Below are 26344 nucleotides of genomic sequence, written 5' to 3'. Positions count from 1 at the left end.
AATAAATCTAAAAGCCTACTATTTGAGCAGTTAGCCCCTTGATTGTTAAAATAAAGCTTTTTGCTAGTGACAAGCCCCTAAAAACTTTTTATACTGCAACCCGCTTTAGTCGCTCTGTGGCTAAACGCTTCAAAAATTAACTGTTTACAGTTATACAAAAATGGCCCCTTAGCTCAGTTGGTTAGAGCACACGACTCATAATCGTTAGGTCCCCAGTTCGAGTCTGGGAGGGGCCACCACTTTTCAAAGCCTTTCAAGTAAATAGAAACTCATTTTCCTAGTTTATAAATTCATTTTTGTTATTTCTATCGTATTTTTACCAGTGCACTGATTTTTGTATTAATTCTATTGAATACATTGCAATAAACACAGTTGAATCTACTATTAAAGTGTTATGGGGTTTTATTATAAAAATTTTTACTTAATAACCTTTAATATCGCTACTGTTAATTGTGTGCAGTATATAAAATTTCGCTTAGTTACTTCTTAGGTGCTCTATGTTATTGAAACGAAAAGTATACCTCAGTCTTATTCTGGCTGTTGTTGCTCCTTTAGCAATATCTACTCTAATATTTTCCAATAGTATTCGCTCAAATACAGAAGAAAAGCTAGCTAAAGTAGATCTACCTACAGCGCTTAGTGAAGTGAAAAGCCAAATTGAATTGGAGCTTTCGACACCCATTATTGTAGGCAAGGAAATAGCGCAAAACTTATTTGTTCAACAATGGATGAATAATAATGAAGATGCGCAAAGCCGTGGAAAATTTATTGATTACCTCAAACATATAAAAAATAAAAACCAAGCCAGTAACGCATTTATTATTTCTAAAAACTCCCGCAACTATTACACCGATGAGGGTATTTCCAGACAAATAGACAGCAGTGATACTTGGTTTGATTTTTTTTTAGCATCGGATAGGCCATTTGAAGTTGCGCTCGACATAGATAAAGGCAGCTCTGAGGTAATGGTATTTATTAATTATGCCATTGAGTTTGATGGGCAACGACAAGGAATTGCCGGAATAGGCCGTTCGCTCGATTCTATGGTGGATCTCATAAGCGAATATAGAATAGGTGAGGGCGGTATAGTTTATTTGGCCTCTGGTAGTGGCGAGATTATGCTGCATGGTGATAAAACTAAAATAGGTCAATCAGTTGACTTGGCGCCGATTAAAAATGGGGCAATTCAAAGTAAAGTAATTGATGGTGATGACTATGTTGTTTCAAGTACGCCAGTAAACTCATTAGGCTGGCACTTAGTCGCTGAAATTCCCCAAGAGCAATTATATGGCCCAATTAATAGCGCTATTAGTACTAATATCATTTTTGGTGTAATTATTGCGCTTGTAGGTTTAGCGTTAGCACGCGTGTTGGTAGGGCAAATATTTAGGCCAATCGAAAGCATTACTGCAGCAGTGAATGCGTTAACAGAAAAAGATGGCGATTTAACGGCGCGACTTCCTACTGACGATAATAATGAAATTTCCGATTTAGCGATTAAGTTTAATCTGTTTTTAGAGCAGTTACATTATATGTTTAAACAGGTTTCTGAGTCGGCAATTCATGTTAAAGGTATTTCCCAAGATGTACTTGAGCAAGTACAAGGAGCGGCTAATTTAGCTGAGGTACAGTCATCGAGTACACAAACGGTGGCGGCAGCGGTTAATGAGATGGAAGTTACGGTTCAAGATATTTCTGGCAGTGCCAGCAATGCGGCAGATATTGCTACTAAAACCGAAGAGACTACACATAAAGGCGTTGATTTTGTGCAAAGCACAATTAAACAAATGGAGCAGCTGGAAGCATCGATGGCCAATTCTGTGGCCTCAGTGTTAGAGCTCTCGACAGAGATTAAATCAATTTCTCATGTATTGGATGTTATTAAAGGGATTTCTGAGCAAACTAACTTATTGGCGTTAAATGCGGCAATTGAAGCGGCGAGAGCTGGCGAGCAAGGGCGTGGCTTTGCAGTAGTTGCTGATGAAGTGAGAACGCTTGCACAGCGTACTGCGGAGTCTACAGAGCAAATTAATGAGATGATTGCTTCGTTAAATGCTAAAGCTTCAAGCACGGTAACTGCGATTGAATTGGGTAGCAAAAACACCTTAGAAAATGCCGAGCGATTAAAAGAAACAGGCCATACATTAAATGGTATTTCACAGGAAATTGTACTGTTAAGCGAGTTAAATAACTCAGTGGCTACCGCAACGAGAGAGCAAACGTTAGCAACCTCAGAAATTAGCCAAAATATTGTGATGATTTCCGACTCGGCAGAGCAAACCAAAGAAAATATGAAAAAGTCAGAGCAGCTTTGTAGTGGCTTAAATAAAGAGTCGAATATTTTAAGGGATTTACTAGGTAAGTTTACGCTTTAACCGCGGTTTTATAAAAATTAGCAGAGCGGGGATACCATCATAGTTATAGAGCACTTGCCTATAACTATGATGTTTTAACAGCGGTTAATTTTTACGATAAATCTCGTGATTCATTTCGTAAATATTAACGCTTAAGCTATCAGAAGCTCTACAATATGTTTGTAGGCACGCTAGTAACTGCTCACTTAGTTTTTGTTTTTGCTCAATAGAGCGCCCAGCCATAATATGTACTGCAATATGAATAAACCCCTCTTTACCCACACCTAATTGGTAATGTTGATACGCAATAGCACGAGTTTTTATTGTTTCTAAATCAAATAAGCCACTTTCAAATGTTGTTGTGTGGATTTTTTCCACTAGAACCTGAGGCAATAAAGGCAGATCTTCTGAGTGTTCAATAATAATGTGTGGCATTTAGCGTATCCTCTTAAGATTGGTTTGTTTAATTATACCAAACGGGTTTGTACGCGCTAACCCTAGGAAGCTTAATTTTTTAAATTTGGTTTAAGCTGTTACCCTTATGGCAAATATTGATGGTTGATACGTTTTATATCAATTTGTGGTGACTTATACGAAGAGTACACCAGCCAGTTTGCACTCGTAATATAAGTTAAGCCAGAAGTACGGCTAAATGCGCGCTCAGGAAGCTTTATTACATCATGGTGATCTTTTTTTGAGAGGTCGTAATAACTTAATCGGTAATCACCTTGTTTTACATTAAAATAGTAAATACGTGATGTCGCTAAGGTATCGCCTTCAAAAAAATACCACGAATTATGATTTGATAAATTAATATCGCTAACCAGTAGTTGCTCAGTTTGGCTTTTAGGGCCTTTGATCCATAGTTGATTGGTTGCTTGGTTGGCAAAAATTAAAGCGCCTTGCTTGTTTTCATAAGCGTATAGCGTGGGAGCCTCTACAGCTTGTATAAGCTTATTAGTGCTTAAGTCTAAGCGATACACGTGCTGATCATCAGAAACTAATACGCTTTTACTATCTGCAGCCCAGCTCGGTTTACCATGATCGCTAAAGCCCGTAGGTAATAATCGACTGGTTTGTTTATTAAAGTCATACAGGTATAACGCATGACCACTAGGATGCGAGGCAACAAAAACAATATAATCACCATCTGGCGACCATACCGGGTTGTAAATATTGGCATTGAGATTAGTGAGCTGCTTTCGAGACGTACCGTCTTTTTTTGCGGTCCACAATTCCATTGAGCCCGACTCATTAGAGACAAACGCGAGTTTGTTTCTGGTTTTATTGTAATTAGGAAAGCGGGTACTAAAATGGCTCGATAATACTGGGAAAGGAGAGCTTGCAACCGCATTATTAACCTCTAAACGCATTAAAGCCGAGTCTATATTCCACTGATGAAAATACAAACTGCCATCACTGGCAAATTCTGGGTAGCTTAAGCCATCTATGCGGGCATTAATCATTTGTTGTGTTTTAAGGTTGTAAAAGTACCCTTGGCGTTTACCTTTTTTCACACCAGAAAAAACGAGTTGCGCTTTAGAGGGGTGCCAATCAACGCCTCTCATATCAATGAACCCAGTGGTTAGTTGCTTTGCATTACCTGTTTTTATGTCTATTAAAAATAGTTCTTCAAGCCCCGTTGGTAAGTTACGCGATACTACAAGTTGAGTTGCATCTGGGGAGAATACAACCGACTCATCGGTATATTGGCATGCTGAAATACAAGGTATCTGAGTAACTGTGTATGGCGATGAGGTTAAATCAACAAGGTTAAGTTGAGTCAGAGTATTTGTTTGATCTTCACTAATATAAACCAGTTGTGTGCCCGGGGCATTTATGTCTATATCGGTACTCGCTTTGTTACCACACTTCCCTAAAATCGTGGTATTTCCTGAGGCAATATTTTGCTGAATAACCTCGCAGCCTTGACCAGAGATGCGGCGATAATAATAAATAAAAGTTAAGTCGGGGCTAAATACCGCTCGACCTTCAATGAATGGGGTGTCGGTAAGAGCGATGGCTGCTTGTTCGGGTAAATGTAAATCACGCAAGTATAAATTAGCTTTATGACCAGGGCGGCGCCAAGAATATGCTAAAAAATGACTGTCGCTGGATATAGCGGGGAACAACTCTCGTCCTGGGCTGGTGGTAATGGTTTCAACATGATCGTATAACCGCTCTGCTTGTTGCGATAGCGCAAGTGGCTTATTTTCATCGCTAAAAGCGCTATAACCCCAGACACCAGCGAATAACAAGACCACGATAGCCATGACTACAGCGAAAATATATTTAGGGCGAGTAGAGGATGTATTAATACTGTTCTGCGCGTTTGGCATTATCGGTTTTTGCACTAAGCGATAACCTGTTTTACGCAGTGTTTCTATGTAGGTGTTGTCGGGGTCAAGCTCTTTAAAGCTTTTACGAAGGTGCCATATGGCATTAGTGAGCGCTTTCTCACCCACATATTGATTACCATCCCATACGTTTTCGATTAGTTGTTCGCGACTCACCGCATTTGGATAACACGCTACTAAGTAGGTCAGCAGCTCTATAAATTTAGGTTGTAAAATACAGGCTTTATCAGCACAAAACAGCTTATTTTCAAACGCCGATATTTGGCAATTTCCAATTGAAAAAGGCTGTTGAGTATTCATAGTATGTGTATTTAAACCTCTTCCTAGTATGAGTTATTAGCGATGTTTGTACGTGTTGTTTAATGCAAAGTAACACGATAATTAGTTAATATTCAATTTTACAACATTCTAACACAATAAATATAAGTCCATGATTATAAATAAATAGATATTAAATAGATGTAAAATAGGGATATAAACGAGACACCTCTCATTGTGCTTTTATTCACGATTACTTACAACCTGTTATTAGTAAAACAAACCAATTAGTACAAAACAGATTTAATAACTAAAAAGTTAATAAAAAAGCTACTAATGGGATAATAAAAAATGAGGGAAGTCTGTGAGTAAAATATCAACCAAAAAATGCGCTTTAGCACTGGCTATAACAGCGAGTTTATCTGGACATGCAATAGCAAATGACGAGGCTATTGCTCGTCAATCAACCGCTAAAGCAAGCGAAGAAGTGGTACAAGAAGTACCAGAGAAAATAACAGTAACAGGCTCGCGTTTAAAGCGTGATAGCTTTTCAGTTACGACTCCGCTGGTTACCATGGACAGAGCATCAATTCAGGATACAGGCTTAGGCAATCTTTCAGATGTATTAATCGATAATATGCCTGCACTGAGCCAAAGTATTGGTAACACAACCAGCCAATCAAGCATTTCGGGTACTGGTTTATCAACAGTCCAGCTTCGTGATTTAGGCGCTAATAGAACGCTGACATTGATTGATGGCCGCCGTGTTGTCTCTAATAGTTACGGTGGTAATTATGTCAGTTTAAATACTATTCCTAGTGGCATGGTAGAGCGCGTTGAAATTATCAGTGGTGGTGCATCGGCCACTTATGGTGCTGATGCGGTTGCTGGTGTAGTTAATATTATTACCCAGTCAAAAAAAGAAGGTTTTGAATTTCAAGCCCGAGGCGGTGAAACAACAGATGGTGGCGGTCGCGAGTTTACGCTTGATTTAAACTACGGAACGTCATTTGCTGATGATCGCGGTTATGTATTTGTTAGCTCAAACTGGGATCGTGATTTTGGTATGACCTTTTACGATCGCGACCGAGCGCAAATAGAAGCGGCGCATAGTTACGATGATGAGCTGATGTGTAATCAAATGTACACTGCTGATGGCTATCAGTGTATGAGCGGTATTACACAAGCTGATTGGGCAAGCAAAAGCGATGGTACCTTAGGTGGTGTATTTTTAGAGAATAATAATAACGACACTCAGTTTTGGTACGACGGTCAAACGCTACGTGATGATTGGAAAGGCAATGAAGAAATTTATGGTATTAATTCACAGCAATACGTCATGCTTGATGTGCCGAGTGATAACTTTTCGACTGCAATAAAAGTCGATTATGATGTAACAGACGACATCATGAGTTATTTCCAAATTCAATACAGTAAGAGTGGCTCGTTCAACGATAAGTCACCAGAAGATGAATACGAAGGGGCTTACGTACCTCGCTACGACCCAGTGACAGGGGATCCTATCGATGATATTGCGCCAGGTTATATTCCTATTGATAACCCATATGTGCCACAAGAAATTATTGACAGTAACCCATACAAAGACCGTATTTATTGGGATCGCCGTTTTGGTGAAGTAGGTAATATCAGCACTGATAACGACCGTACGACTATTCGTACCTGGGCTGGCCTGCAAGGTATGATGTTTGATGATACATGGGATTGGGATATTTCTGCCGGATATGGTCAATTTAAACAGCATCAAATCCGCAGTAACGAGTTAAACACGGTACGTGTTAACCAAGCCCTGCAAGCTGAAAAGCTAGCCGATGGCACTATTCAATGTAAAGACGCCGAAGCGCGAGCGCAAGGATGTGTCCCACTTAATTTATTTGGTGAAGGGTCTATTACCCCTGAAATGGCTGACTGGATCCGTACAAATCCAATTATTGATACGAAGATTCAACAGTATACGGTAATGGGTTATATCACCGGTGATTTATATGAATTACCAGCAGGCAATGTGTCTGCAGTATTTGGCGCAGAGTATCGTAAAGACTCGCAAAGCCTAGATACCAGTGATGATATGAAAGCGGGCGGTATTACGTTTAACGTTGTGCCTTCTTTTTATGGTGAAGTAGAAGTGTATGAGGCGTTTGCAGAGCTTGCAGTGCCACTGCTTAAAGATGCGCCATTTGCTAAAAGCTTATCGGCAGAAACATCGTTGCGTTTAGCAAATTACAGTATTGATAATATCAGCACCGTAGCCAGTTATAAGTTAGGATTATTGTGGCAGCCAATTGATGGATACATGCTACGTGCTAACTATGCGCGTGCACAGCGTGCCCCAACTATTACAGAGCTATTGTCACCTCCTCGTGGCGATTTTGATTCATTTGATGATATTTGTGATGGCTTAACGGCAGCATCAACAAACCCAGGGCACGATAACTGCCGTTTAGAGCCAACCTTGGCACAAAAGCTGGCTGATGATCCTGACTTTGAATTTGAAAGTGAAGACAATAACTATTCACCAAATACGGGTAATCCAAACTTAAAAGAAGAAACAGCCGATACCTATACCTTTGGTATTACTGTTTCACCTGAGTTTTTAGATGGCTTTAACTTAGCGGTTGATTACTACGACATTGCCATTGTTGATGCAATTGATGAAATAAGTAACGAAAACATCATGCGTGAATGTTATGACTCAGAAGCGTCATGGGGTAGTGATAACGAATACTGTAACGATATTACCCGTAACGACGAAGGTAACATTGTAAAAATACTACAGCGTGAATATAACTTAGATGAGTTAACAGCGCGCGGTTACGATGTAGTTGCAACTTACAAATATGACATAGGCAGCTATGGTAACCTGTCATTTAAGCTTGATTACAATCACATTATTGAAAACTCACAAACCTATGAAGGGTTAGATGGTAACAGTGTTACTTCACAGTATGCAGGTTATGGCCGTTCAAAAGATAAAGCCGCTATGTCGATTGTATGGAAAATGGATGACTTACGTATCCGCTGGCGTACGAATTACGTAGGCGCATTTAAAGCAAGCCAAGAAGATGAGAAAGACTACCTTGAGTATGTTGCTGCAAATGATGAGCGCTGTGCTGAGGGCGATGCCGGTTGTATTGCTAACCCTGAGCCACTGGCATACCAAAACTACGGCTCATTTTTAAAGCATAGTTTATCAGCGTCTTACACTATGGCATTGACTGATAAGAGTGACTTACGTGTATTTGGCGGGATTAATAATGTATTTGACGACAAAGGGGCATTTTACCCAAGTGGTCGAGGGAACTTCTATAGCCGTTACGGCGGCGGTGCAGGCCGCTATGTTTATCTAGGTGCACAATATAGCTTTTAATAATTTTTAGCTGTATTTGTTTGCAAAGGCACTCCTTCGGGCGTGCCTTTTTTATTGCTTATAAAATTTGTTTTATCGCAGTGAAAGTGTTTAGTATAAGACATAACTTAATTTTAATATGAACGAAGGACTTGCTATGAAGTATCTCAAAATGGGTAGTCTAATTGCGTGTTTAGCAGGGCTTACAGGGTGTTCTGATGATGTTGCTTCAGTGAGTTTAGGGCTGTTTACCACTAAAGATGTGGTGGTTAACTCACAGCAAGACCCAATTGTTACAGGGGTTACTTGTCATATTAGTCACATTGAGGCTAATTTAGACTTTTCAGACCCATCAGATATGTCGATTGCTTGTCGCCAAACAGGGCCAATTACCGCAGACCAATTACAGTCTATTGACCGTAGTAAGTCGGGTGAAGTCGTGTTTAAATCATCTAAGAGTATTTTGTTTAAGTCGTTAAAAGTTCGTCGCATTTATGATGCTAAAACCCATACGTTATTGTATTTATCGTACTCAACGAAAGAATCTACGGGCAGTCATCATCACGCGCTTTCTACGGTGCCTTTATACAATACACAAGCATGGCAATGGGCGAAGGGGCAAGAATAGTTTATGTTAACCCTATTTAAATCAAAGCCCTTATTGGCAGAACAAGAACAACAGTGGCTAGTTGATACCTTTATTTGGGCAGCAGAAAACTTTGACCTGAATTTTTTTACTAAGCACAGCCAAATTATTTTGCCAACGGTCGAGTTTTTTCCTGATTCTGTTTCAAGCATTGAAGAAATGGCCAGTAAAGTGTTTGCGCGTGTTAAACACTATGCTGGTATGGATGAGTGGCCTATAACACTTGTTGCACCGCAACAATTACAACCTCAGGTGTTTCCACATTTTGAATTTAGTGAGCATCTACGTGGTGAGCACTGCCATTTAATGGTGCCACCAAGCCATACAATTAATGTGTCGTTTAACCCCAACCAAATTAATCAGCCACAAGATTTAGTAGCTAGCTTTGCAGGTACTCTTGCTACTATTTTAATTCATCATGTAGGCGTATTACCTCCAGGTGGTAAAGAGTTCTTACCTCAAGCAACGGATGCTTTAGCGTGCTTTTTAGGTTTTGGGGTGATGATGAGCAATACCGTGTACCAGTTTAAGGGGGGTTGTGGCTCATGTTACAACCCATATGCCAATCGCGAAGCCACGCTCAGTGAAACCCATACTGTATTTATGCATGCTTTAGTAAGCTACTTTAAGCAAGATAAACACTCTAAAAAACATTTAAAACCGCATTTAAGAGGCCAATTTAAAAAAGCGCAAAAAGAAATAAAAGCGTTGGTTAATCAGTCGGCTAACCCATTGTTGTTGGCTTTTTCGCCAGAGCAAGCCAGTTAATTATGATCTATATTGATGAGTTTTTATTAATTGCCATTGCTCACTTTTTTGCAGTGGCCAGCCCCGGACCAGATTTTGCTGTGGTACTTAAGCAAAGCGTACAGTACGGCAGGCATAATGCGCTGTGGACCAGTGCAGGTGTAGGCGCAGCTATTTTATTACACATAGCTTATTGTGTGTTGGGAGTCGCGTTGGTGTTAACTCAATCGCCTTCGCTGTTTATGGCACTTAAATATATAGCTGGTGCTTATTTAGCGTATTTAGGTGTGCAGGCGCTACGCGCTGCTAAACCTTCAAACACCTCATCAGAACAGACTGCAAAACCCAGCCTTGCACCTGAGTCATCATGGCGTGCGTTTCGGCGTGGTTTTTTTACCAATGCATTAAATCCTAAGGCTACGCTATTTTTTATGTCGTTGTTTACCTTGGTGATTAGCCCAACGACACCGGTAATAGTGCAAGTGGGGTATGGTGTTTATATGGCGCTTGCTACCTGGGCTTGGTTTTCTATTTTGTCGCTATTGTTATCAAAAGCACGGGTGCGAAACTTTTTTCAACAAAGTGGCTATTGGTTCGATCGTGGCATTGGCATTATTTTAATCGCACTGGCTGTGCGAGTTGTTATTTGATAGACCCTAAGGAATAGTATGGCGTTATATAATTTTTCGTTTGGCTCCAATATGTCATCTAATCGTTTATTGGCACGTTTACCTAACGCAAAACGTGTGGGTACGGCGCTTTTAAAAGGCTATAAGTTAACTTTTAATATGGCCTTTGCTGATGGTTCAGGTAAATGCACTATTGTGCCCACCAACGAACCCGATGCAGTTGTATATGGGGTGGTGTATCAGCTTAATGAGGCCGAAAAAGAGATCTTAGATAAAATTGAAGGCCCTAATTACGACTGTGTTGATTTAACCGTGAGCCTTTTAGATGACGATGATATTAATGTGCACTGCTATATAGCAAACACACATGACGACACACTGCTACCTTATGATTGGTACGTGCAGCATGTATACCGAGGCGCACTTGAGGCTGGCGTACCCGAACACTACAGTCAACGCATTTTAGCTTACCCGAGTAAGCAAGATACGAATAAAGCGCGCGCCGAAATAGAATTTGCGGTTCATCAAGATTAAACAAAAATAATAACCTAAGGTAACACTATGAAACTAACAAAATTAGCCACAGCCGCATTATTGGTTGGCTGGGCGTTCACGAGCTCTGCAGCGGTTGATACCGATAAAATTTCAGAGGTGATCAACGCTTCAATGACACGGTTTGATGTACCCGGAATGGCCGTTGCTATTGTTGAAAATGACAAAGTTGTATTCGCTAAAGGCTTTGGTGTTGCCAACCTCAATACAAATAGCAAGGTGAATAAAGACACTTTATTTGGCATTGCTTCAAATACCAAGGCATTTACCAGTGCAGCACTGGCTAAGCTGGTGGATGAAGGCAAATTAAGCTGGGATGATCGCGTAATTGATCACCTACCCGAATTTAGATTGTATGACCCATACGTTACCCGTGAAATGCGAATTCGCGATTTGCTAAGCCACCGCAGTGGGTTAGGGCTTGGTCAAGGCGATTTAATGATTTGGCCAAGTACTGATAAATCGGTAGCCGATATTTTATCGGGGCTGAAATATTTAAAACCTGCCAGCAGTTTTCGTAGCCAATATGCGTACAACAATCTAATGTTTGTTACCGCTGGTGAAGTTGTTGCCCGTATATCGGGGATGAGCTGGAACGACTACATTGAAAAAAATATTTTACAGCCGCTCAATATGAGCAACTCACGGGCTGGCTTTTCGCGTATCGCTAAAAATAACAAAAACTGGGCAATTGGGCACATCCCAATGGACGGTAAATTACATCCTTTTTTTGTTAATTACCTTGAAGATTTTAGAGGGGCAGGCGCCATTGCATCAAGCGTAAATGATATGAGCCAATGGCTTCGTACTCAACTTGCTGGTGGCAAAATGCCTAATGGCGAACAGCTATTTAGTGAAAAGCAGCAAGCACAAATGTGGCACCCACATATTACCTCACTGGCATCTAAAAGTGCCTATGAAGCGTATCATCAGCAGTTTAGAGGTTATGGATTAGGCTGGAGTATAGAGGATTACCACGGCGTTAAGAAGCTGGCACATGGTGGTGGCATTTTAGGTATGGTCTCGCAGGTTACTCTTTTGCCAGAGAAAAATGTGGGAATTGTGATATTAAGCAACCAACAAGCGTTTTCTGCATTATCGGCGGTGACTCATGAAGTACTTGAAGATGTACTAGAGCTTGAAGATAAAGACTGGGTTGAAGATTTAGCTAAAAAGCATTTTGCAGGTAAAGAAAAAGCCTATGCTAACGCGGCTCCATCAGTGCCAGCAGATATCCAGCCGGCATTGCCAACCATTAATTACACCGGTACTTTGCATGATGATTGGTATGGCGATGTAATAGTTGAAGAGTTAGATGGCAAATTACGCATTGATTTTACCCATACAAAGCGCCTCAAAGGTGAATTGGAGCATTACACAGGTAATACCTTTATTGTTAAGTGGGACGAAAAGTTATTAGAGGCAGATGCCTTTATTCGTTTTTCTGTGAGTGCAGATAATCGCGTAGAATCAGCGAAAATGAAGGCGGTTTCAACGCAGGTCACCGATTTTAGCTTTGATTTTAGAAATCTCGACTTAAAAGCTAAATAGCCACTATTTTGGTTAAATAGTCGTTTAGTATCAACCAAAGTCGCAAAGCCACCCTAAGGTGGCTTTGTTATACTCGTCAAGCAACTTATCTTTGGAGTTAGCTATGCGCACTGCGATTATTTCTCACCCCCACTGTCGTAAACATAAAATGATTGACGATCATCCAGAGTGCCCTGAGCGTTTGGATGCGATAAACGACCGTTTACTTGCAAGTGGACTGGATGTCGCTATTGAGCAAAAACAATCGCCTAAGGCCTCACGTCAGCACTATTTATTGGCGCATAGTGAACAACACATTAATCATGTAGAAAGTATGATCCCAACCGAAGGGCTTAGCGATTTGGACGGTGATACTTGGTTGTGCCCTGATTCATTGAAAGCAATTGAACGCGCCGTAGGGGCAGGGTTACTCGCTGTCGATGAGATTTTAGAGGGTAAGTTGGATGCCGCGTTTTGCTCAGTACGCCCGCCAGGGCATCACGCTAATCGCGACAGCTCCTCAGGCTTTTGTGTGTTTAACAACCTTGCGATTGCGGTTAAATATGCACAAAGCAAAGGGGTTAAACGTATTGCCATTATCGATTTTGATGTACACCATGGCAATGGCACCCAAGATATTTTTATGGATGATGAAAATGTGTTGCTGTGCTCGTTATTTCAATATCCATTTTATCCAAATACTGCCATTAAAAATAACGCCACGTTGGTAAATTCACCTTTGCCTATTGCTAGTGATGGTACTGATTTAAAGGTACTTTATGAGCAACAATGGCTACCAAGATTAACAGAATTTAAGCCTGAGCTACTTTTTATAAGCGCTGGATTTGACGCGCACCTTGAAGATGATATGGCCAGTTTAAAGTTTGTTGAAAGTGATTATATATGGCTCACTGAGCAATTAGCGCAATTTAGCCAACAACATGATTGCTTAGGAATTATCTCTTACCTAGAGGGGGGATACTCACTGTCTGCCCTCGGGCGCAGCGCGATTGCACACGTTAAAGCCTTAGTTGATTTCGGCGAGTAACCTAAATGCCTGTTCAGGAGTAAGCTGCTCTATTTTACTGAGGCAACATTGCCCTTCTTTTGCTAAATATTCCTTTACCAATTGCGCTAATTGTATTGCACTGAGTGCATTATGCGCATCGCCATTTAAACCTTGATAGCCACTTACTTTATCTAAAATAACCACGTTTTGCTGCTCATGCTGGTCCATAGTATAAATAAAATCATGTAACTCATCGGCATGCTCTAATAGCTCAATCTCATTATTATAAATAATAATTAATGGGTAACTGATGCTCATATATTGTCCTAAATCAAATTGTTATTTACTGAATAATTTATAATCGTGCATTGGTTTAATTTTGGAAGTAAAAGCAATGCCCCACACTAGCCGCTATCAAAAAGTATGCGATGTTTTTACCAATAAGGTGATCGCCTGTACTAAGGATACCCCTTTAATTGAAGCGGTGAAACTAATGCGTGCGCACAATGTTAGCGCTATTTTTGTTAAACATCAGCAGCAAATAGTGGGGGTGTGGACTGAAACTGATTGCTTAACGCTTAACTTTTCTGATCAGACTCTTAGACAAGTAATGATTGAAAAGGTAATGTCGAGTCCGGTATTGAGTGTACCCAGGCAGCAATTATTAACCGATACCGCCATGGTGTTTAATAAGCATGGCGTAAGACACTTACTGGTAACAGATGCGAATGATAACCCAAGCGGGGTGATTAGTATTACTGATATTGTGAGTAATCAAGGATTAGAGCATTACCTGCAATTTAGACCGATAAACGAGCAATATAATAAAAATATTAGGGTAGTCCCCAGCTCATTAGCAATTAATGACGCGGTTAACTTAATGCGCGAATACGCTGAAAAAGTGATTTTAGTCTTTAATGAAGATGAAAATGCCCATGGCATTATTACCCAACGTGATTTACTAAAGCTCATCACCGAGCAGCATAACCATCTTGTTTGTTGGGATTTAGCGAGCCGTCCTTTGTATAAAATAAGCCCTCAAGACAGCCTTTTTGATGCTTACAGGTTGATGTCGGAAAGTAATATTCGGCATTTAGTAGTAAGCGAAAATAATCAAATAAACGGTGTATTATCGCTTGAAAACCTAATTAATGAAATTGAAACTGCGTATTGCTGCGAGCTTGAAAAGGTACTTCAGCAGCGAGATATTGCACTGCAGCACTCACAGCGTAATTTATTCTTAGCCAATAAAATTATCGACTCCTCCCTAGATGGCATCATGATCACCGACTCGAATGGAGTGATTATGCAAGTAAACCCTGCATTTACTCATTTAACCGGTTACAAAGAATATGAGGTGATAGGTAAGCGGCCTAATATGTTGAGCTCAGGGCGTCATGATAAAAACTTTTACATAAAAATGTGGGACTCACTGACTAAAACTGGGGTATGGCAGGGGGAAATTCATAATCGTAAAAAATCTGGCGATATTTATATTGAGTGGCTCAGTATTATAGAAATAAAAGAGCCAAGTCATAGTGATGTTATATACGCTGCTATTTTTAGTGACATAACAGAGCGAAAGAGTGCAGAAGAAAAAGTAGTGCAGCTAGCATATTTTGATGAACTAACCGGTTTACCTAATCGGCGCTTATTTAACGATAGGCTCTCTATGGCACTGGCCTCTGCTCACAGAGATAAACAAATGCTAGCGGTAATGTTTATTGACCTTGACCGTTTTAAAGAGGTAAATGACAGCTTGGGCCATAACGCCGGTGATACCTTATTAAAATTAGTCTCTGAGCGCATTATTAACACCCTTAATGAGGGGGATACACTGGCACGATTAGGGGGAGATGAGTTTATTGTTTTGTGTGAGGTTGAAAGCGTAGCAGCTGTTATCAGACTTGCAGAGGGTATTTTAAATCACTTAAATACCCCCTTTAAATTGGAAGGATTTGAAGTGGGTGTTACCGCCTCTATAGGTGCAGCGGTTTATCCAGATGATGGCTTAGACAGTGAAACATTATTAAAGCATGCTGATATTGCCATGTATCGCTCAAAAGATGTGGGGCGTAATTCGTTTCAGTTGTTTCAACCCTCAATGAATGCCCGCTCCCTTGAGCGCTTAGCGATGATGAGCCGCTTTCAACATGCGCTTGAAAATGATGAGTTTGAGCTTTATTTTCAGCCTAAACAGTGTTTAAAAACAGGGGCGATTATGGGGGCTGAAGCACTACTGCGTTGGCAAGACCCTGATTTAGGCACTATTTCGCCAGCTCAGTTTATCCCGCTTGCTGAAGAGTTAGGTTTAGTTGTTCGTCTCGATTTATGGGTTATTAACCAAGCCGGTAAGGAGTTAACTCTTTGGCAAGCACAAGGAATGAATCCCGGACGTTTAGCGATTAATGTATCTGCTTGCCACCTAAGCCAAGGTAAGCTAGCTGATAACATTAAGGCCATGCTTACTCGCTATCAATTACCTGGGAGTTTACTTGAAATAGAGCTGACTGAAAGTAGCTTTATAGGTTCTTTTTCACAGGCAAAAGAACAGTTACAACAGCTTAAAATGTTAGGTGTACATATTGCGCTTGATGATTTTGGCACGGGGTATTCGGCATTAAGCTATTTAACCAAACTGCCCTTTAACACGTTAAAAATTGATGCCAGTTTTATTGCTAAAATTCCTGATGAATACGGCAATAGCCAAATTGTAGCGGCTATTATAGCCATGGCGACAAGTTTAGGGTTAGATGTGGTTGCTGAGGGAGTTGAGCATGCCTCGCAAGAGACACACTTAGCAACAATAGGCTGCAATATTATTCAGGGTTACCATTATTGCTATCCATTAACACGACAGCAATGGATAGCATTTTATAACCAAGCAGCAAAAGGTTATTCTGAGTCTACGCTCACTTCATAAGAGGTGAATTTTCGAATATTAATCACACCGGTATCAAAAATTAAGTACTGACCTTTTATACCTTGTAAAATACCGCTAACAACAGGGTTTTTATCAAAGTTAAATGAGCTAATTTTAGTTGGGTATTCACTAACTGGAAAATCAAGGTTTACTACGTCTTCATCAAGTTGTTCAATGGCGGTTGCGCCAAACAGCTCACTCAGCTCTGTAAGCTTTTCGCTTATTTGTGGAATAAGTTCAGCGGCCGCGGCTTTTAAATCAAGCGTGTCGTTTTGCCCTTTAAGCATATTACGCCAATTAGTTTTATCAGCAATAAACTGTGCCAGCGCTACTTCAACTAAGCCCGATTGCAAACGAGTCTGCACTTTAAAAATAGGTAAAGCTTGGGTTGCCCCTTGGTCAATCCAACGGGTAGGAATTTGTGTATGGCGAGTAATACCTACTTTTAATCCTGAGGTATTTGCTAGGTAAACATAATGCGGGATCATGCAATTTTCTTCGCCCCACTCTGGCTCGCGGCAGGTGCCTTGGTCGTAATGGCAGGTTTCCGGTTTCATGATACACATATCGCAACTGGCAAGTTTGCGCATACATACAAAGCAATGCCCCTGAGAGTAGCTCTTTTTGGTTTTTTTACCACAGTTAGAGCACAAAATTGTGCCACTAAAAGTAAGGGTCAGCTGTTTGCCAATTAAGGCATTTAAATCAACCAGCTGCTCACCTACAGGTAGATGATATTGAACTGGCTCTGTTAAGCTCGACTTTAATTTACGCAGTGTACCTTGCATCTTTTCTTGGCCCCAAAGATGTTAAAAAGGGGAGTTTAACATTTTTAGGCTGTATTGGCTTTTTAAGAAGTCTAAATAATTATCATAAGAGAGTGCTTTGGCATACAGGTAGCCTTGAGTACGGTCGGCGTTCATAGCTGTAAGTAGCTGATGAACCTCTTGAGTCTCTACGCCCTCAATCGTGATAGTTAGGCCCAGATTATGTGCCATATCTATGGCTGTTTGCACAATAACCTGATGCGCACGGTTATCAGTTAAATCAAACACGAATGACTTATCTACTTTAAGTTCGCTAAAGTGATAGTTAACCAAGTAGCTAAGCGATGAATAACCAGTGCCAAAGTCGTCGAGTACCACTTTAACGCCCAAGGTGGCAAGCTCCTCAACCAAGGTGACTAATGCATCTTGGTTTTCGACAAAAGCAGATTCAGTCAGTTCAAACTTTAATAAGTGAGGGGCAACTTGATATTTAATTAAAATATTCTCTACTTTTTCAGTCAAATTAGTAATGGCTAGATTTTTTGCACTTAAATTAATACTAATACTATGATTGCTTATGTCATCGGATGCCAGCTTTGCAATGTCTTTACAGGCTTGTTCAATAACCCAAATTGTTAATTCATTAATAATACCAGTGTGTTCGGCGAGTATAATTAGCTTTTCTATCGAAATATTTTTAAAGTCAGCATCTGGCCAGCGTAGTAGGGCTTCCGCGCCGTGTATACTGCACTCCTCTAAGCTCACTTGTGGTTGATAATAAAGTGCAAGTTGATCCTCTCTTATCGCTTGCTGTAGCTTGGCTGCAAGAGCAACGTCCATGGTAAAGTTGTCATGCGCAAGTGATGAGCTTACTTTGCTTAGGTTATGTTTAGCGTCGTGTAATGCTAAATAGCCTCGTTTTAACCAAAACTCAAAATCATCACGTTTACCGTAACCACTAATGCCAACACTGTAATTAAGTTGTAAGTCTAGACCTTTAATTTGATATGTTTTTGGTAACTTATTTAAGATCTGTTTGAGTAATTCTTCGAACGTGTGCTGACTCTGTTTTTTAGTAGAAATGCAGGCAAATACGCCACTGCCCAAATCAGCAATTTTAGCTGGCTGATTAATACCATTGTTGAGATGAAAAAACTCTCGTTCAAAGCTTAATTTGCATTCAAGCTCGTGAGCAACATGCTTAATTAGCTCATATCCTTGCGAAGAGGTAATAATGGTATTTAGCGAGTTAAAATGACGTATTTTCACCAAACATAAAGTGGTAGAGCGCTGCTGCGCCTTGAGTGCCATAAAGGCATATTTTAGCTTGGCGCTATTGAGTAGCTTGGTTTGTTGGGTATGTGTTGCATGATAAAGAACTTGCTCACGCTGGTAACGAATCCGATCAGCAAGTGCCATTGCCATTAGGACAATTTCACACAAAATGGCAACTAAAAATGCATGGCGTATTGAAAAACTATAGGAAATAACACCTGTGAGCTCTAGAGGTTGGATAGCTGCGCCAATGATCAGTGGTACCCACGAAAATACGTAAAACTTAGCCCAACGAAAACCACTTCTTAATTTGTTATAAATTAAAATGAAGCAGACAATATATTGCGATCCTAGAATTACAAAAAATATCGGCGCAGCTATGTTTTCGGGAATGAAAAAGCTCAATATACCGAGAACTAGCATCAGCCTTAATAAGCCGATGCTTAGTTTATAACGCCAGCAGCCGTCTTTGTGATAACGCAAAAATAGTGTACAAAAGGCGAGGGTAAAAATCGCCATGGTGTAGTTGACCACAATGACTTTTTCGTGAATAAATAATTGCCATTCAAGCGGCCATAAGTAAAAACCAAATCCGAGCACGGTTCCCATTAATGCAATAGCGCTAATAATGTAGCCAATATAAACCAAGTAAACACGCTCTTTAATACCAAAATAGAGCAATAAGTTGTACAGCGAAGCCATTAGTAGTACGCCAGCAAAAATACCCCAAATGCCTGTTTGAGAGCGCACTAAGTCAACAAATACAGTATGGCGATATAAGTGAATTGGGGTTTTACTAATCCCCACGGTATCTATTTTTATGACTAATTGTTGTTTAGATTGGCCATCAAGCTTAAAACGGATATGGGGAACGCTGTACTTAAATAAAGTAAGGCGCGGCTCTTTATCACCAAGCTTATAAGTTTCGAGTAGCTGGTTATTACTATTGAGCCTATATATAGTGAGGTGATCCACCATAGGATTATCAAAGTGCGCCACCACATCTTCTTCTTTGCTGCTTTTGTTTTCTAAATCAAGGCGTAACCAATAATTTTGCTGTTGAAAACTCCAAGGAATATCGTTAAATTCTTGCTCTGTAAATTGCGCTTTATTACTCATTACTTCTGCGAAGTTTTGTGTTTTACTCTTGTCTATGTAATATGCATGATCGAGGTAAACAGGAGTTATTTTATCTATGGTATAGCGAGATGGCATCACAAAGTTTGTTGCCAATGTGCTGATAATAAAAAAGATAAAAATTAGTATTACGACCGCTATCGCATGATAGCGCAAGGTTTTAAATTCCAATATTAACCTGTGCCCTGATTGTTTTTTTATAGTGTAGCAGTAAAAAGCGCAGATAATCTGCGCTTATAAAGTTTAATGAGTAAAACTCAATAATTATTTTTCACGAGCAATTGCACGATAGGCTATATCTGTACGGTATTCCATGCCGTCCCAGCTGATTTCATCAACCAGTTTATAGGCACGTTGTTGCGCTTCGGTAACGGTATTACCTAGTGCCGTTGCACATAATACTCTACCACCGGCAGTTACTACGTTATCGCCATCTTGCTTAGTCCCTGCGTGAAAAACTTTTTCGCCTTCAGGGTAAGTTACTTTCAGGCCACTAATCGCATCGCCTTTCGGGTAGCTATCTGGGTAGCCTTTGGCAGCTAAAACAACACCTACAGCAGCGCGTGAATCAAACTCAATGGTAGTTTTATCAAGCTCTACACGGTTAGCAGCTTCAATCAGCTCAACTAAATCTGATTGCAAACGTAGCATCATAGGTTGTGTTTCAGGGTCGCCAAAACGACAGTTATATTCAATTACTTTTGGTGTGCCGGTGTCATCTATCATTAAGCCTGCATATAAAAAGCCAGTGTACGGGTGGCCTTCGCTAGCCATACCTTCTACCGTAGGGTAAATCACTTCATTCATAATGCGTTGATGAATTTCATCAGTCACTACCGGTGCCGGAGAATAAGCGCCCATACCGCCAGTATTTGGGCCAGCATCGCCATTGTAAGCACGTTTATGATCTTGGCTAGTTGCAAATGGCAGTACGTTTTCACCATCAACCATTACGATAAACGACGCTTCTTCACCTTCTAAAAACTCTTCGATGACAACGCGGCTGCCAGCTTCACCAAAGGCATTACCCGCAAGCATATCGCGAATGGCTTCTTCAGCCTCGTGCTCGTTCATGGCTACAATCACGCCTTTACCGGCCGCTAAACCATCAGCTTTTATAACAATCGGTGCGCCTTTCTCTTTTAAATAGGCAAGCGCAGGGTCGATTTGTTCAAACGTTTGGTAATCAGCAGTTGGGATAGCATGACGTGCTAAAAAGTCTTTAGTGAACGATTTAGACCCTTCAAGCTGGGCTGCACCGGCGGTTGGACCAAAAATAGCTAAGCCGTGTTCACGAAACTTATCAACAACACCTAATACTAGCGGCACTTCTGGACCAACAATGGTTAGCTCAACATTATTTTGTTGTGCAAAGCTAAGTAGCCCATCAAGATCTTCAACGTTAATTGCTACGTTCTCAAGTTTTGGCTCAAGGGCTGTGCCCGCATTACCTGGAGCAACATAAACAGTGTTTACTTTTGTATTTTGAGCGGCCTTAAACGCAAGTGCGTGTTCGCGGCCGCCGCTGCCAATGACTAATACATTCATGGCGAATATCCTATTTAAAGCGGTTTTTTAAATTTCAGCGTCATACGGTCGCTTTCACCTATGGCTTTATATTTAGCGGCATCTTGCTCGCCAAGTCTAAGGCTCGGTGGAAGGGTCCATACCCCTTTAGGGTGATCGGCTGTATCAAGAGGGTTTGCATTAATATCGCTTTTTGCTTCAAGTTCAAAACCTGCTTGTTCAGCAAGTGCAATAACCACACTCTGCTTCATATAACCTGATGACTTTTGCATTTCATCGGCTTGCTCTTCGGGTAGGCGATGTTCAACTACGCCTAAAGTGCCGCCAGGCTTAAGTGCTGTATAAAAAGACTTAAATGCATTGCTTGCTGCGTCTTTGTCTTTACTCATGAACCAGTTATGGACATTACGAAAAGTAAGTACCATATCGGCGCTACTTGCAGGGGCAATATCTAAATGAGTAGAAGGAGCAAACTCAGTAAGTTTAACGTCACTAAAGCGGGCATCTTCAGCGATTTTAGCTTTAAAGCCAGCAAGAGAACGTTGGTAGTAACCTACCGATGAATCAGCAGGAAAATGCGCGGCATAATAGGTGCCTTGCTCTTTTAATGCTGGCGCTAAAATTTCACTATACCAACCACCGCCAGGCGCAATTTCTACAACAGTCATTGTTGGTTTAAAGCCAAAAAACTCGAGGGTTTCTACAGGATTGCGGTATTGGTCGCGTTCACTGCTGCGCTCGCTTGCTTTAACTGCATTTGTTAATGCTGAGTCGTGGCCATGGTTGTGTGCTAATGCCATTGTTGAACTTAATGACAGCGTGGCAACCAGTAGAGATTTTAGTGCAAATTTCATCGTCTAATCCTTCACATTATAATTGTTAGTCATGGTTATAGAATAAGCAGAATACGTGAATTTGATGCAAACAAAAAGAGCTAACTGAAGCAGTTAGCTCTTTAAGCGATTAATGGCGGAAATGGCGCATACCCGTAAACACCATTGCCATACCAGCTTCATCAGCTGCGGCAATTACTTCTTCATCGCGCATTGAACCACCCGGTTGAATAACCGCGGTAATACCTGCTGCGGCTGCAGCATCAATGCCATCACGGAATGGGAAAAATGCATCTGATGCCATAACTGAGCCTTTAACTTCAAGGTTTTCATCAGCGGCTTTAATACCGGCAATTTTAGCTGAGTAAACGCGGCTCATTTGGCCTGCACCAACACCAATAGTCATACCGTCGCGGGCATAAACAATGGCGTTTGATTTAACAAATTTAGCCACTTTCCAGCAGAACAGTAAGTCTTTAAGTTCTTGCTCAGAAGGCTGGCGCTTAGAGACAACCGTTAAGTCGCCTTGCGTTACCATACCTAAATCACGGTCTTGAATTAGAACGCCGCCATTAACGCGTTTAATGTCATGGCCTGTGCCTTTAGCAGAGAACTCACCACACTCTAATAAACGCACGTTTTGTTTAGCTGATACTATTTGAGCGGCTTCTGCACTCACGCTTGGTGCGATAATAACTTCAACAAATTGACGTTCAACAATCGCTTGTGCGGTGTTGGCATCAAGCTCTTGGTTAAAAGCAATGATGCCGCCAAACGCTGACGTTGGATCTGTTTTAAAAGCGCGATCGTACGCTTCTAAGATATTGTCGCCAATTGAAACACCACATGGATTAGCATGTTTTACAATAACACACGCAGGTACATCAAATTCTTTAACACACTCAAGTGCGGCATCGGTATCGGCAATATTGTTAAACGATAATGCTTTACCTTGTAGCTGAGTCGCTGTCGCCACAGACGCTTCAGTGATGTCGTTTTCAACATAAAACGCGGCATCTTGATGCGAATTTTCACCGTAACGCATATCTTGCTTTTTAGTGAATTGCATATTAATAGTACGTGGGAACTTAGTATCTTCAGCGGCTTCTTCTGTGTAATCAGGAACCATTTTACCGAAGTAGTTAGCAATCATACCATCGTATTGCGCTGTGTGCTCATAGGCGGCAATAGCTAAATCAAAGCGGGTTTTGTAGGTGGTTGAGGCGTTATTATTTTGCATTTCGCTGATAACACGGTCGTAGTCGCTTGCGTTAACAACAATCGTCACATCTTTGTGATTTTTAGCTGCTGCACGCACCATGGTTGGGCCACCAATATCGATGTTTTCAATAGCATCTTCAAGGCTGCAGTTTTCTTGAGCGACAGTGTTCGCAAAGGGGTATAAGTTAACTACAACGATGTCGATAGCAGCAATGTTGTTATCTGCCATTACGTCTTCATCTTGGCCACGACGAGCAAGGATACCGCCATGAATTTTTGGGTGAAGGGTTTTTACGCGACCATCCATGATCTCAGGGTGACCGGTGTGATCTGATACTTCGGTAACTTTAATCGCATTATCAGCAAGTAGTTTACAAGTGCCGCCAGTTGAAAGTATTTCAACACCTTGTGCTTCTAGTGCACGGGCAAATTCAACAATACCGGTTTTGTCTGACACACTCAAAAGTGCGCGACGTATAGGACGATGTGTATCCATTGTAGTTTGATTTCCTCAGTTAATGAGCTAGCTTAGAAGCGCGTATTTTAACTGATTACGACTCAAAAAACGACTTATAACGACCCATAAAGCGTGAGCATTTTGCAATTTCGTTAATAAATGTTGCATATAAAAAAAGCACCCTAAGGTGCTTTTTTAAGAGTGTTTTATAAAACACTCAGTGTATTGAATCAGCAAGCGCGGTAAAGCAATTACGGCATCAATACCTTAGGTATTAGTTCATACCGTATTTTTTAAGCTTTTTACGTAAAGTACCACGGTTGATACCTAGTAGAATTGCCGCACGAGTTTGGTTACCACGTGTGTAAGTCATTACTTCTTCAAGCAATGGCGCTTCTAGCTCAGAAAGAACAAGGTCGTAAACGTCTTGCACATCTTGACCGTTAAGCTGTTTTAAGTAGTGGTGAACAGCTTTTTTTACTGCATCACGCAATGGCTGCGGTTTCTCGTGTGACTGAACATGAGGGTTTGTGATAAATGGAGAAGTCACGTTTTGTTCGAACATTATAAAGTCTCTTTCTTTCTTAGTTAGCTGCTAGTGTTTTAAAGTATTGCTCTAATGCGACGACCTGTTCCTCGGAATTGTCGAGCGCATTAAATACTCGCCTAAACTGACCGTCACTGTCATGGGTTTGCAAATACCAAGATACATGTTTGCGAGCGATTCGTGCTCCCATTGGCTCACCGTAAAACATATGGAGGTTGGTTAAATGCTCCATTAAAATACTGCGCACCTCTGCAATAGCAGGTGGCTGCATATGTTCACCAGTTCGCAAATAGTGGTCTATCTCCCTAAATATCCAAGGGCGACCTTGGGCGGCTCGACCAATCATGATGGCATCTGCACCCGTATAGTCCAAAACCTGCTTTGCTTTTTCAGGTGATGTAATATCACCATTAGCAACCACAGGTATCGACACTGAACGTTTTATATCCCTAATTGTGGCGTACTCAGCATCACCTTTGTACATACATGCGCGCGTGCGCCCATGTACAGCCAGTGATGCAATGCCATAACGTTCAGCTATTCTTGCAATCTCTACACCATTACGGTTGTCCTGATCCCATCCAGTACGGATTTTAAGTGTTACAGGTATATCAACCGCATTAACGACGGCATCAATAATCTCTTCCACGAGTTCTGGAAACTGTAATAAGGCTGAGCCTGCAAGTTTCTTGTTCACTTTTTTTGCTGGGCACCCCATATTGATATCTATGATCTGTGCACCGTTTGCAACATTGAATTGTGCGGCCTGTGCCATAAGCTCAGGGTCTGCTCCTGCAATTTGCACCGCACGTATACCCGACTCACCAGAATGATCCATTCGGTTCATCGACTTTTCGGTTTTCCAAACCTTCGGATTAGACGACAGCATTTCAGACACAGCAAGGCCAGCGCCTAAACGACGACATAACTGTCTAAATGGTCTGTCTGTTATGCCCGCCATAGGCGCGACAATGACATTATTCTCAAGTTGGTATGAACCGATACGCACGATATTCAATAGGCCTCTTTTCAAGGGGCGCTAAGTTTACGGCTTTTTGCGCAAAAATCAAAGGCTATAAATTGAACAAAAGTGACTTTTTTTTGCTCTTTTCGTATTGACATTTGATAACCGTATGACGAAGCGGTTTATTTGTGTGAATTTTGAACGGTCGTTGTTTTTATAATAAAAAATCTTTATTTTTTATTATGTAAAAAAATAGTAAAGCCTGTTAAATACAGGCTCTAGAAACGACTTTTGAGTTAATACTCTAAACTTTTAAAAACGCACTATTATGCTTTTTTAATGCCACTGACTCGGGTCCAGTCGCCTTCAATGGCAATCTCATCAAGTTCAATAAAGGGCGCATATATATCGGCAACCGATTTTGCTTGCTCTTCTAAAATGCCCGACATGGCAATTTTACCGCCTGGTTTTAATAAGCCTAAAATCACACTATGAAGCTCACGCAGAGGTTGCGCTAAAATATTTGCCACAACAATATCGGCTGTAAATTCAGGTTGGTTTTCTGGTAGATAAACTTCAAGCTTGTCAGCAACGCCATTACGGTTAGCGTTATCTAAGCTTGCTTCTAGCGCTTGCGGGTCAATGTCTATTCCTATCATGCGCTCTGCACCTAGTTTAATTGCTGCAATGCCTAATATGCCTGAACCACAACCAAAATCGACTACCGTTTTGCCGCTTAAGTCTTGGCTTTCAAGCCACTTTAAACACAGCGCGGTAGTGGCGTGCGTGCCAGTACCAAATGCAAGGCCTGGATCAAGTAGCACATTGACTGCGTCTGGATCTGGAATATCGCGCCAGCTAGGGCAAATCCATAGTTTTTCGCCAAATTGAATAGGGTGGAAGTTATCCATCCACTCACGTTCCCAATCTTTGTCTTCGAGTTGCTCGATTTTGTAAACTAAATTGTCTTTGAGCTCATCATGGCGCTTTAATAACGCAACCACGGCGTTCATATCGTGATTAGCTTCGAACAGACCAATTACTGTGGTATCAGCCCAAAAAACGACTGTGCCAATTTTGGGTTCGTAAATAGGGGTGTCTTTAGCATCAATAAAAGTAACAGAAGCACTACCAGCTTCCATTAATAAGTCACTAACTGCATCTGCGGTTGCAGCATTGGCATTGATACGGATTTGGATCCAAGCCATGTTTATTTCCTTGAAATAGAAAAAAGGCCGCTACAGCGG

At 41.0% G+C, this 26344-nt stretch carries 20 protein-coding genes and 1 tRNA gene; 10 read left to right on the top strand and 11 right to left on the bottom strand.

Annotated features, from left to right (window positions below; all coding sequences use genetic code 11):
* Positions 1–162: 162 nt before the first annotated feature.
* Together FHG08_RS01730 and FHG08_RS01725 are read left to right on the top strand one after the other, a co-directional pair.
* Positions 163–239 (top strand) — tRNA-Ile (locus tag FHG08_RS01730).
* A 258-nt stretch (positions 240–497) separates the two neighbouring features.
* Positions 498–2375, top strand: a complete 1878-nt coding sequence (locus tag FHG08_RS01725; protein ID WP_178956648.1) for a methyl-accepting chemotaxis protein — start codon at positions 498–500, stop codon at positions 2373–2375.
* Positions 2376–2459: 84 nt separating this feature from the next.
* Here the strand turns inward: FHG08_RS01725 and FHG08_RS01720 are convergent, their stop codons facing one another.
* Together FHG08_RS01720 and FHG08_RS01715 are read right to left on the bottom strand one after the other, a co-directional pair.
* Complete coding sequence (locus tag FHG08_RS01720; RefSeq protein ID WP_008114843.1) at positions 2460–2789, bottom strand: 5-carboxymethyl-2-hydroxymuconate Delta-isomerase; 330 nt, start codon at positions 2787–2789, stop codon at positions 2460–2462.
* Positions 2790–2893: 104 nt separating this feature from the next.
* Positions 2894–5011, bottom strand: coding sequence for a winged helix-turn-helix domain-containing protein (locus tag FHG08_RS01715; protein ID WP_178956647.1), 2118 nt, complete (start codon positions 5009–5011; stop codon positions 2894–2896).
* A gap of 322 nt (positions 5012–5333) precedes the next feature.
* Between FHG08_RS01715 and FHG08_RS01710 the strand changes: the two genes are divergently transcribed.
* The 7 genes from FHG08_RS01710 to FHG08_RS01680 all read left to right on the top strand — a co-directional run bounded on the left by FHG08_RS01710 (position 5334) and on the right by FHG08_RS01680 (position 13485).
* Positions 5334–8354: a TonB-dependent receptor domain-containing protein gene (locus FHG08_RS01710; protein ID WP_178956646.1), complete on the top strand. Its 3021-nt coding sequence runs from the start codon at positions 5334–5336 to the stop codon at positions 8352–8354.
* A gap of 136 nt (positions 8355–8490) precedes the next feature.
* Positions 8491–8961, top strand: a complete 471-nt coding sequence (locus FHG08_RS01705; protein WP_178956645.1) for a CreA family protein — start codon at positions 8491–8493, stop codon at positions 8959–8961.
* A 3-nt stretch (positions 8962–8964) separates the two neighbouring features.
* A complete protein-coding gene (locus FHG08_RS01700; protein ID WP_055012408.1) occupies positions 8965–9747 on the top strand; it encodes a hypothetical protein in 783 nt (260 codons plus the stop codon).
* A 2-nt stretch (positions 9748–9749) separates the two neighbouring features.
* Positions 9750–10376, top strand: coding sequence for a LysE family translocator (locus tag FHG08_RS01695; protein ID WP_178956644.1), 627 nt, complete (start codon positions 9750–9752; stop codon positions 10374–10376).
* Between the two features lie 18 nt (positions 10377–10394).
* A complete protein-coding gene (locus FHG08_RS01690; protein WP_075169889.1) occupies positions 10395–10889 on the top strand; it encodes a gamma-glutamylcyclotransferase family protein in 495 nt (164 codons plus the stop codon).
* A 27-nt stretch (positions 10890–10916) separates the two neighbouring features.
* On the top strand, positions 10917–12458 hold the full coding sequence (locus FHG08_RS01685; RefSeq protein WP_178956643.1) for a serine hydrolase: 1542 nt from the start codon (positions 10917–10919) through the stop codon (positions 12456–12458).
* Positions 12459–12561: 103 nt separating this feature from the next.
* Positions 12562–13485 carry a histone deacetylase family protein gene (locus FHG08_RS01680; RefSeq protein ID WP_178956642.1) on the top strand — a complete coding sequence of 308 codons (924 nt, stop codon included), beginning with the start codon at positions 12562–12564 and terminating at the stop codon, positions 13483–13485.
* Here the strand turns inward: FHG08_RS01680 and FHG08_RS01675 are convergent.
* Complete coding sequence (locus FHG08_RS01675) at positions 13465–13764, bottom strand: DUF4144 family protein (protein WP_178956641.1); 300 nt, start codon at positions 13762–13764, stop codon at positions 13465–13467. The genes FHG08_RS01680 and FHG08_RS01675 overlap by 21 nt on opposite strands.
* A gap of 76 nt (positions 13765–13840) precedes the next feature.
* Here FHG08_RS01675 and FHG08_RS01670 point away from each other — a divergent pair, with 76 nt between their 5' ends.
* The gene (locus tag FHG08_RS01670) at positions 13841–16369 is read left to right on the top strand and encodes an EAL domain-containing protein (RefSeq protein ID WP_178956640.1); all 2529 of its coding nucleotides are present in this window, start codon (positions 13841–13843) and stop codon (positions 16367–16369) included.
* Here the strand turns inward: FHG08_RS01670 and FHG08_RS01665 are convergent.
* The 8 genes from FHG08_RS01665 to prmA form a co-directional block, all read right to left on the bottom strand.
* On the bottom strand, positions 16342–17157 hold the full coding sequence (locus FHG08_RS01665) for a DUF2797 domain-containing protein (RefSeq protein ID WP_138606552.1): 816 nt from the start codon (positions 17155–17157) through the stop codon (positions 16342–16344). The genes FHG08_RS01670 and FHG08_RS01665 overlap by 28 nt on opposite strands.
* A gap of 21 nt (positions 17158–17178) precedes the next feature.
* Positions 17179–19719: an EAL domain-containing protein gene (locus tag FHG08_RS01660; RefSeq protein ID WP_178956639.1), complete on the bottom strand. Its 2541-nt coding sequence runs from the start codon at positions 19717–19719 to the stop codon at positions 17179–17181.
* A 93-nt stretch (positions 19720–19812) separates the two neighbouring features.
* Positions 19813–21096: a phosphoribosylamine--glycine ligase gene (purD, locus tag FHG08_RS01655; protein WP_178956638.1), complete on the bottom strand. Its 1284-nt coding sequence runs from the start codon at positions 21094–21096 to the stop codon at positions 19813–19815.
* Between the two features lie 14 nt (positions 21097–21110).
* Entirely contained in the window at positions 21111–21929 is an 819-nt protein-coding gene (locus FHG08_RS01650) for a class I SAM-dependent methyltransferase (protein ID WP_075169883.1), read from the bottom strand.
* Between the two features lie 109 nt (positions 21930–22038).
* Positions 22039–23625: a bifunctional phosphoribosylaminoimidazolecarboxamide formyltransferase/IMP cyclohydrolase gene (purH, locus tag FHG08_RS01645; RefSeq protein ID WP_178956637.1), complete on the bottom strand. Its 1587-nt coding sequence runs from the start codon at positions 23623–23625 to the stop codon at positions 22039–22041.
* A gap of 235 nt (positions 23626–23860) precedes the next feature.
* The gene (gene fis, locus FHG08_RS01640) at positions 23861–24151 is read right to left on the bottom strand and encodes a DNA-binding transcriptional regulator Fis (RefSeq protein ID WP_002957804.1); all 291 of its coding nucleotides are present in this window, start codon (positions 24149–24151) and stop codon (positions 23861–23863) included.
* Positions 24152–24170: 19 nt separating this feature from the next.
* Positions 24171–25142 (bottom strand): tRNA dihydrouridine synthase DusB, encoded by a 972-nt coding sequence (gene dusB, locus FHG08_RS01635; protein WP_010391792.1) that lies wholly within the window; start codon positions 25140–25142, stop codon positions 24171–24173.
* Positions 25143–25423: 281 nt separating this feature from the next.
* Complete coding sequence (prmA, locus tag FHG08_RS01630) at positions 25424–26305, bottom strand: 50S ribosomal protein L11 methyltransferase (protein ID WP_054202602.1); 882 nt, start codon at positions 26303–26305, stop codon at positions 25424–25426.
* Between the last annotated feature and the right edge of the window lie 39 nt (positions 26306–26344).

Origin of the sequence: Pseudoalteromonas sp. Scap03 (assembly GCF_013393115.1) — a bacterium.
GTDB lineage: Bacteria > Pseudomonadota > Gammaproteobacteria > Enterobacterales > Alteromonadaceae > Pseudoalteromonas.
Note: the sequence above shows the minus strand (reverse complement) of the source record. Positions and strands in the feature narration are given on the sequence as shown.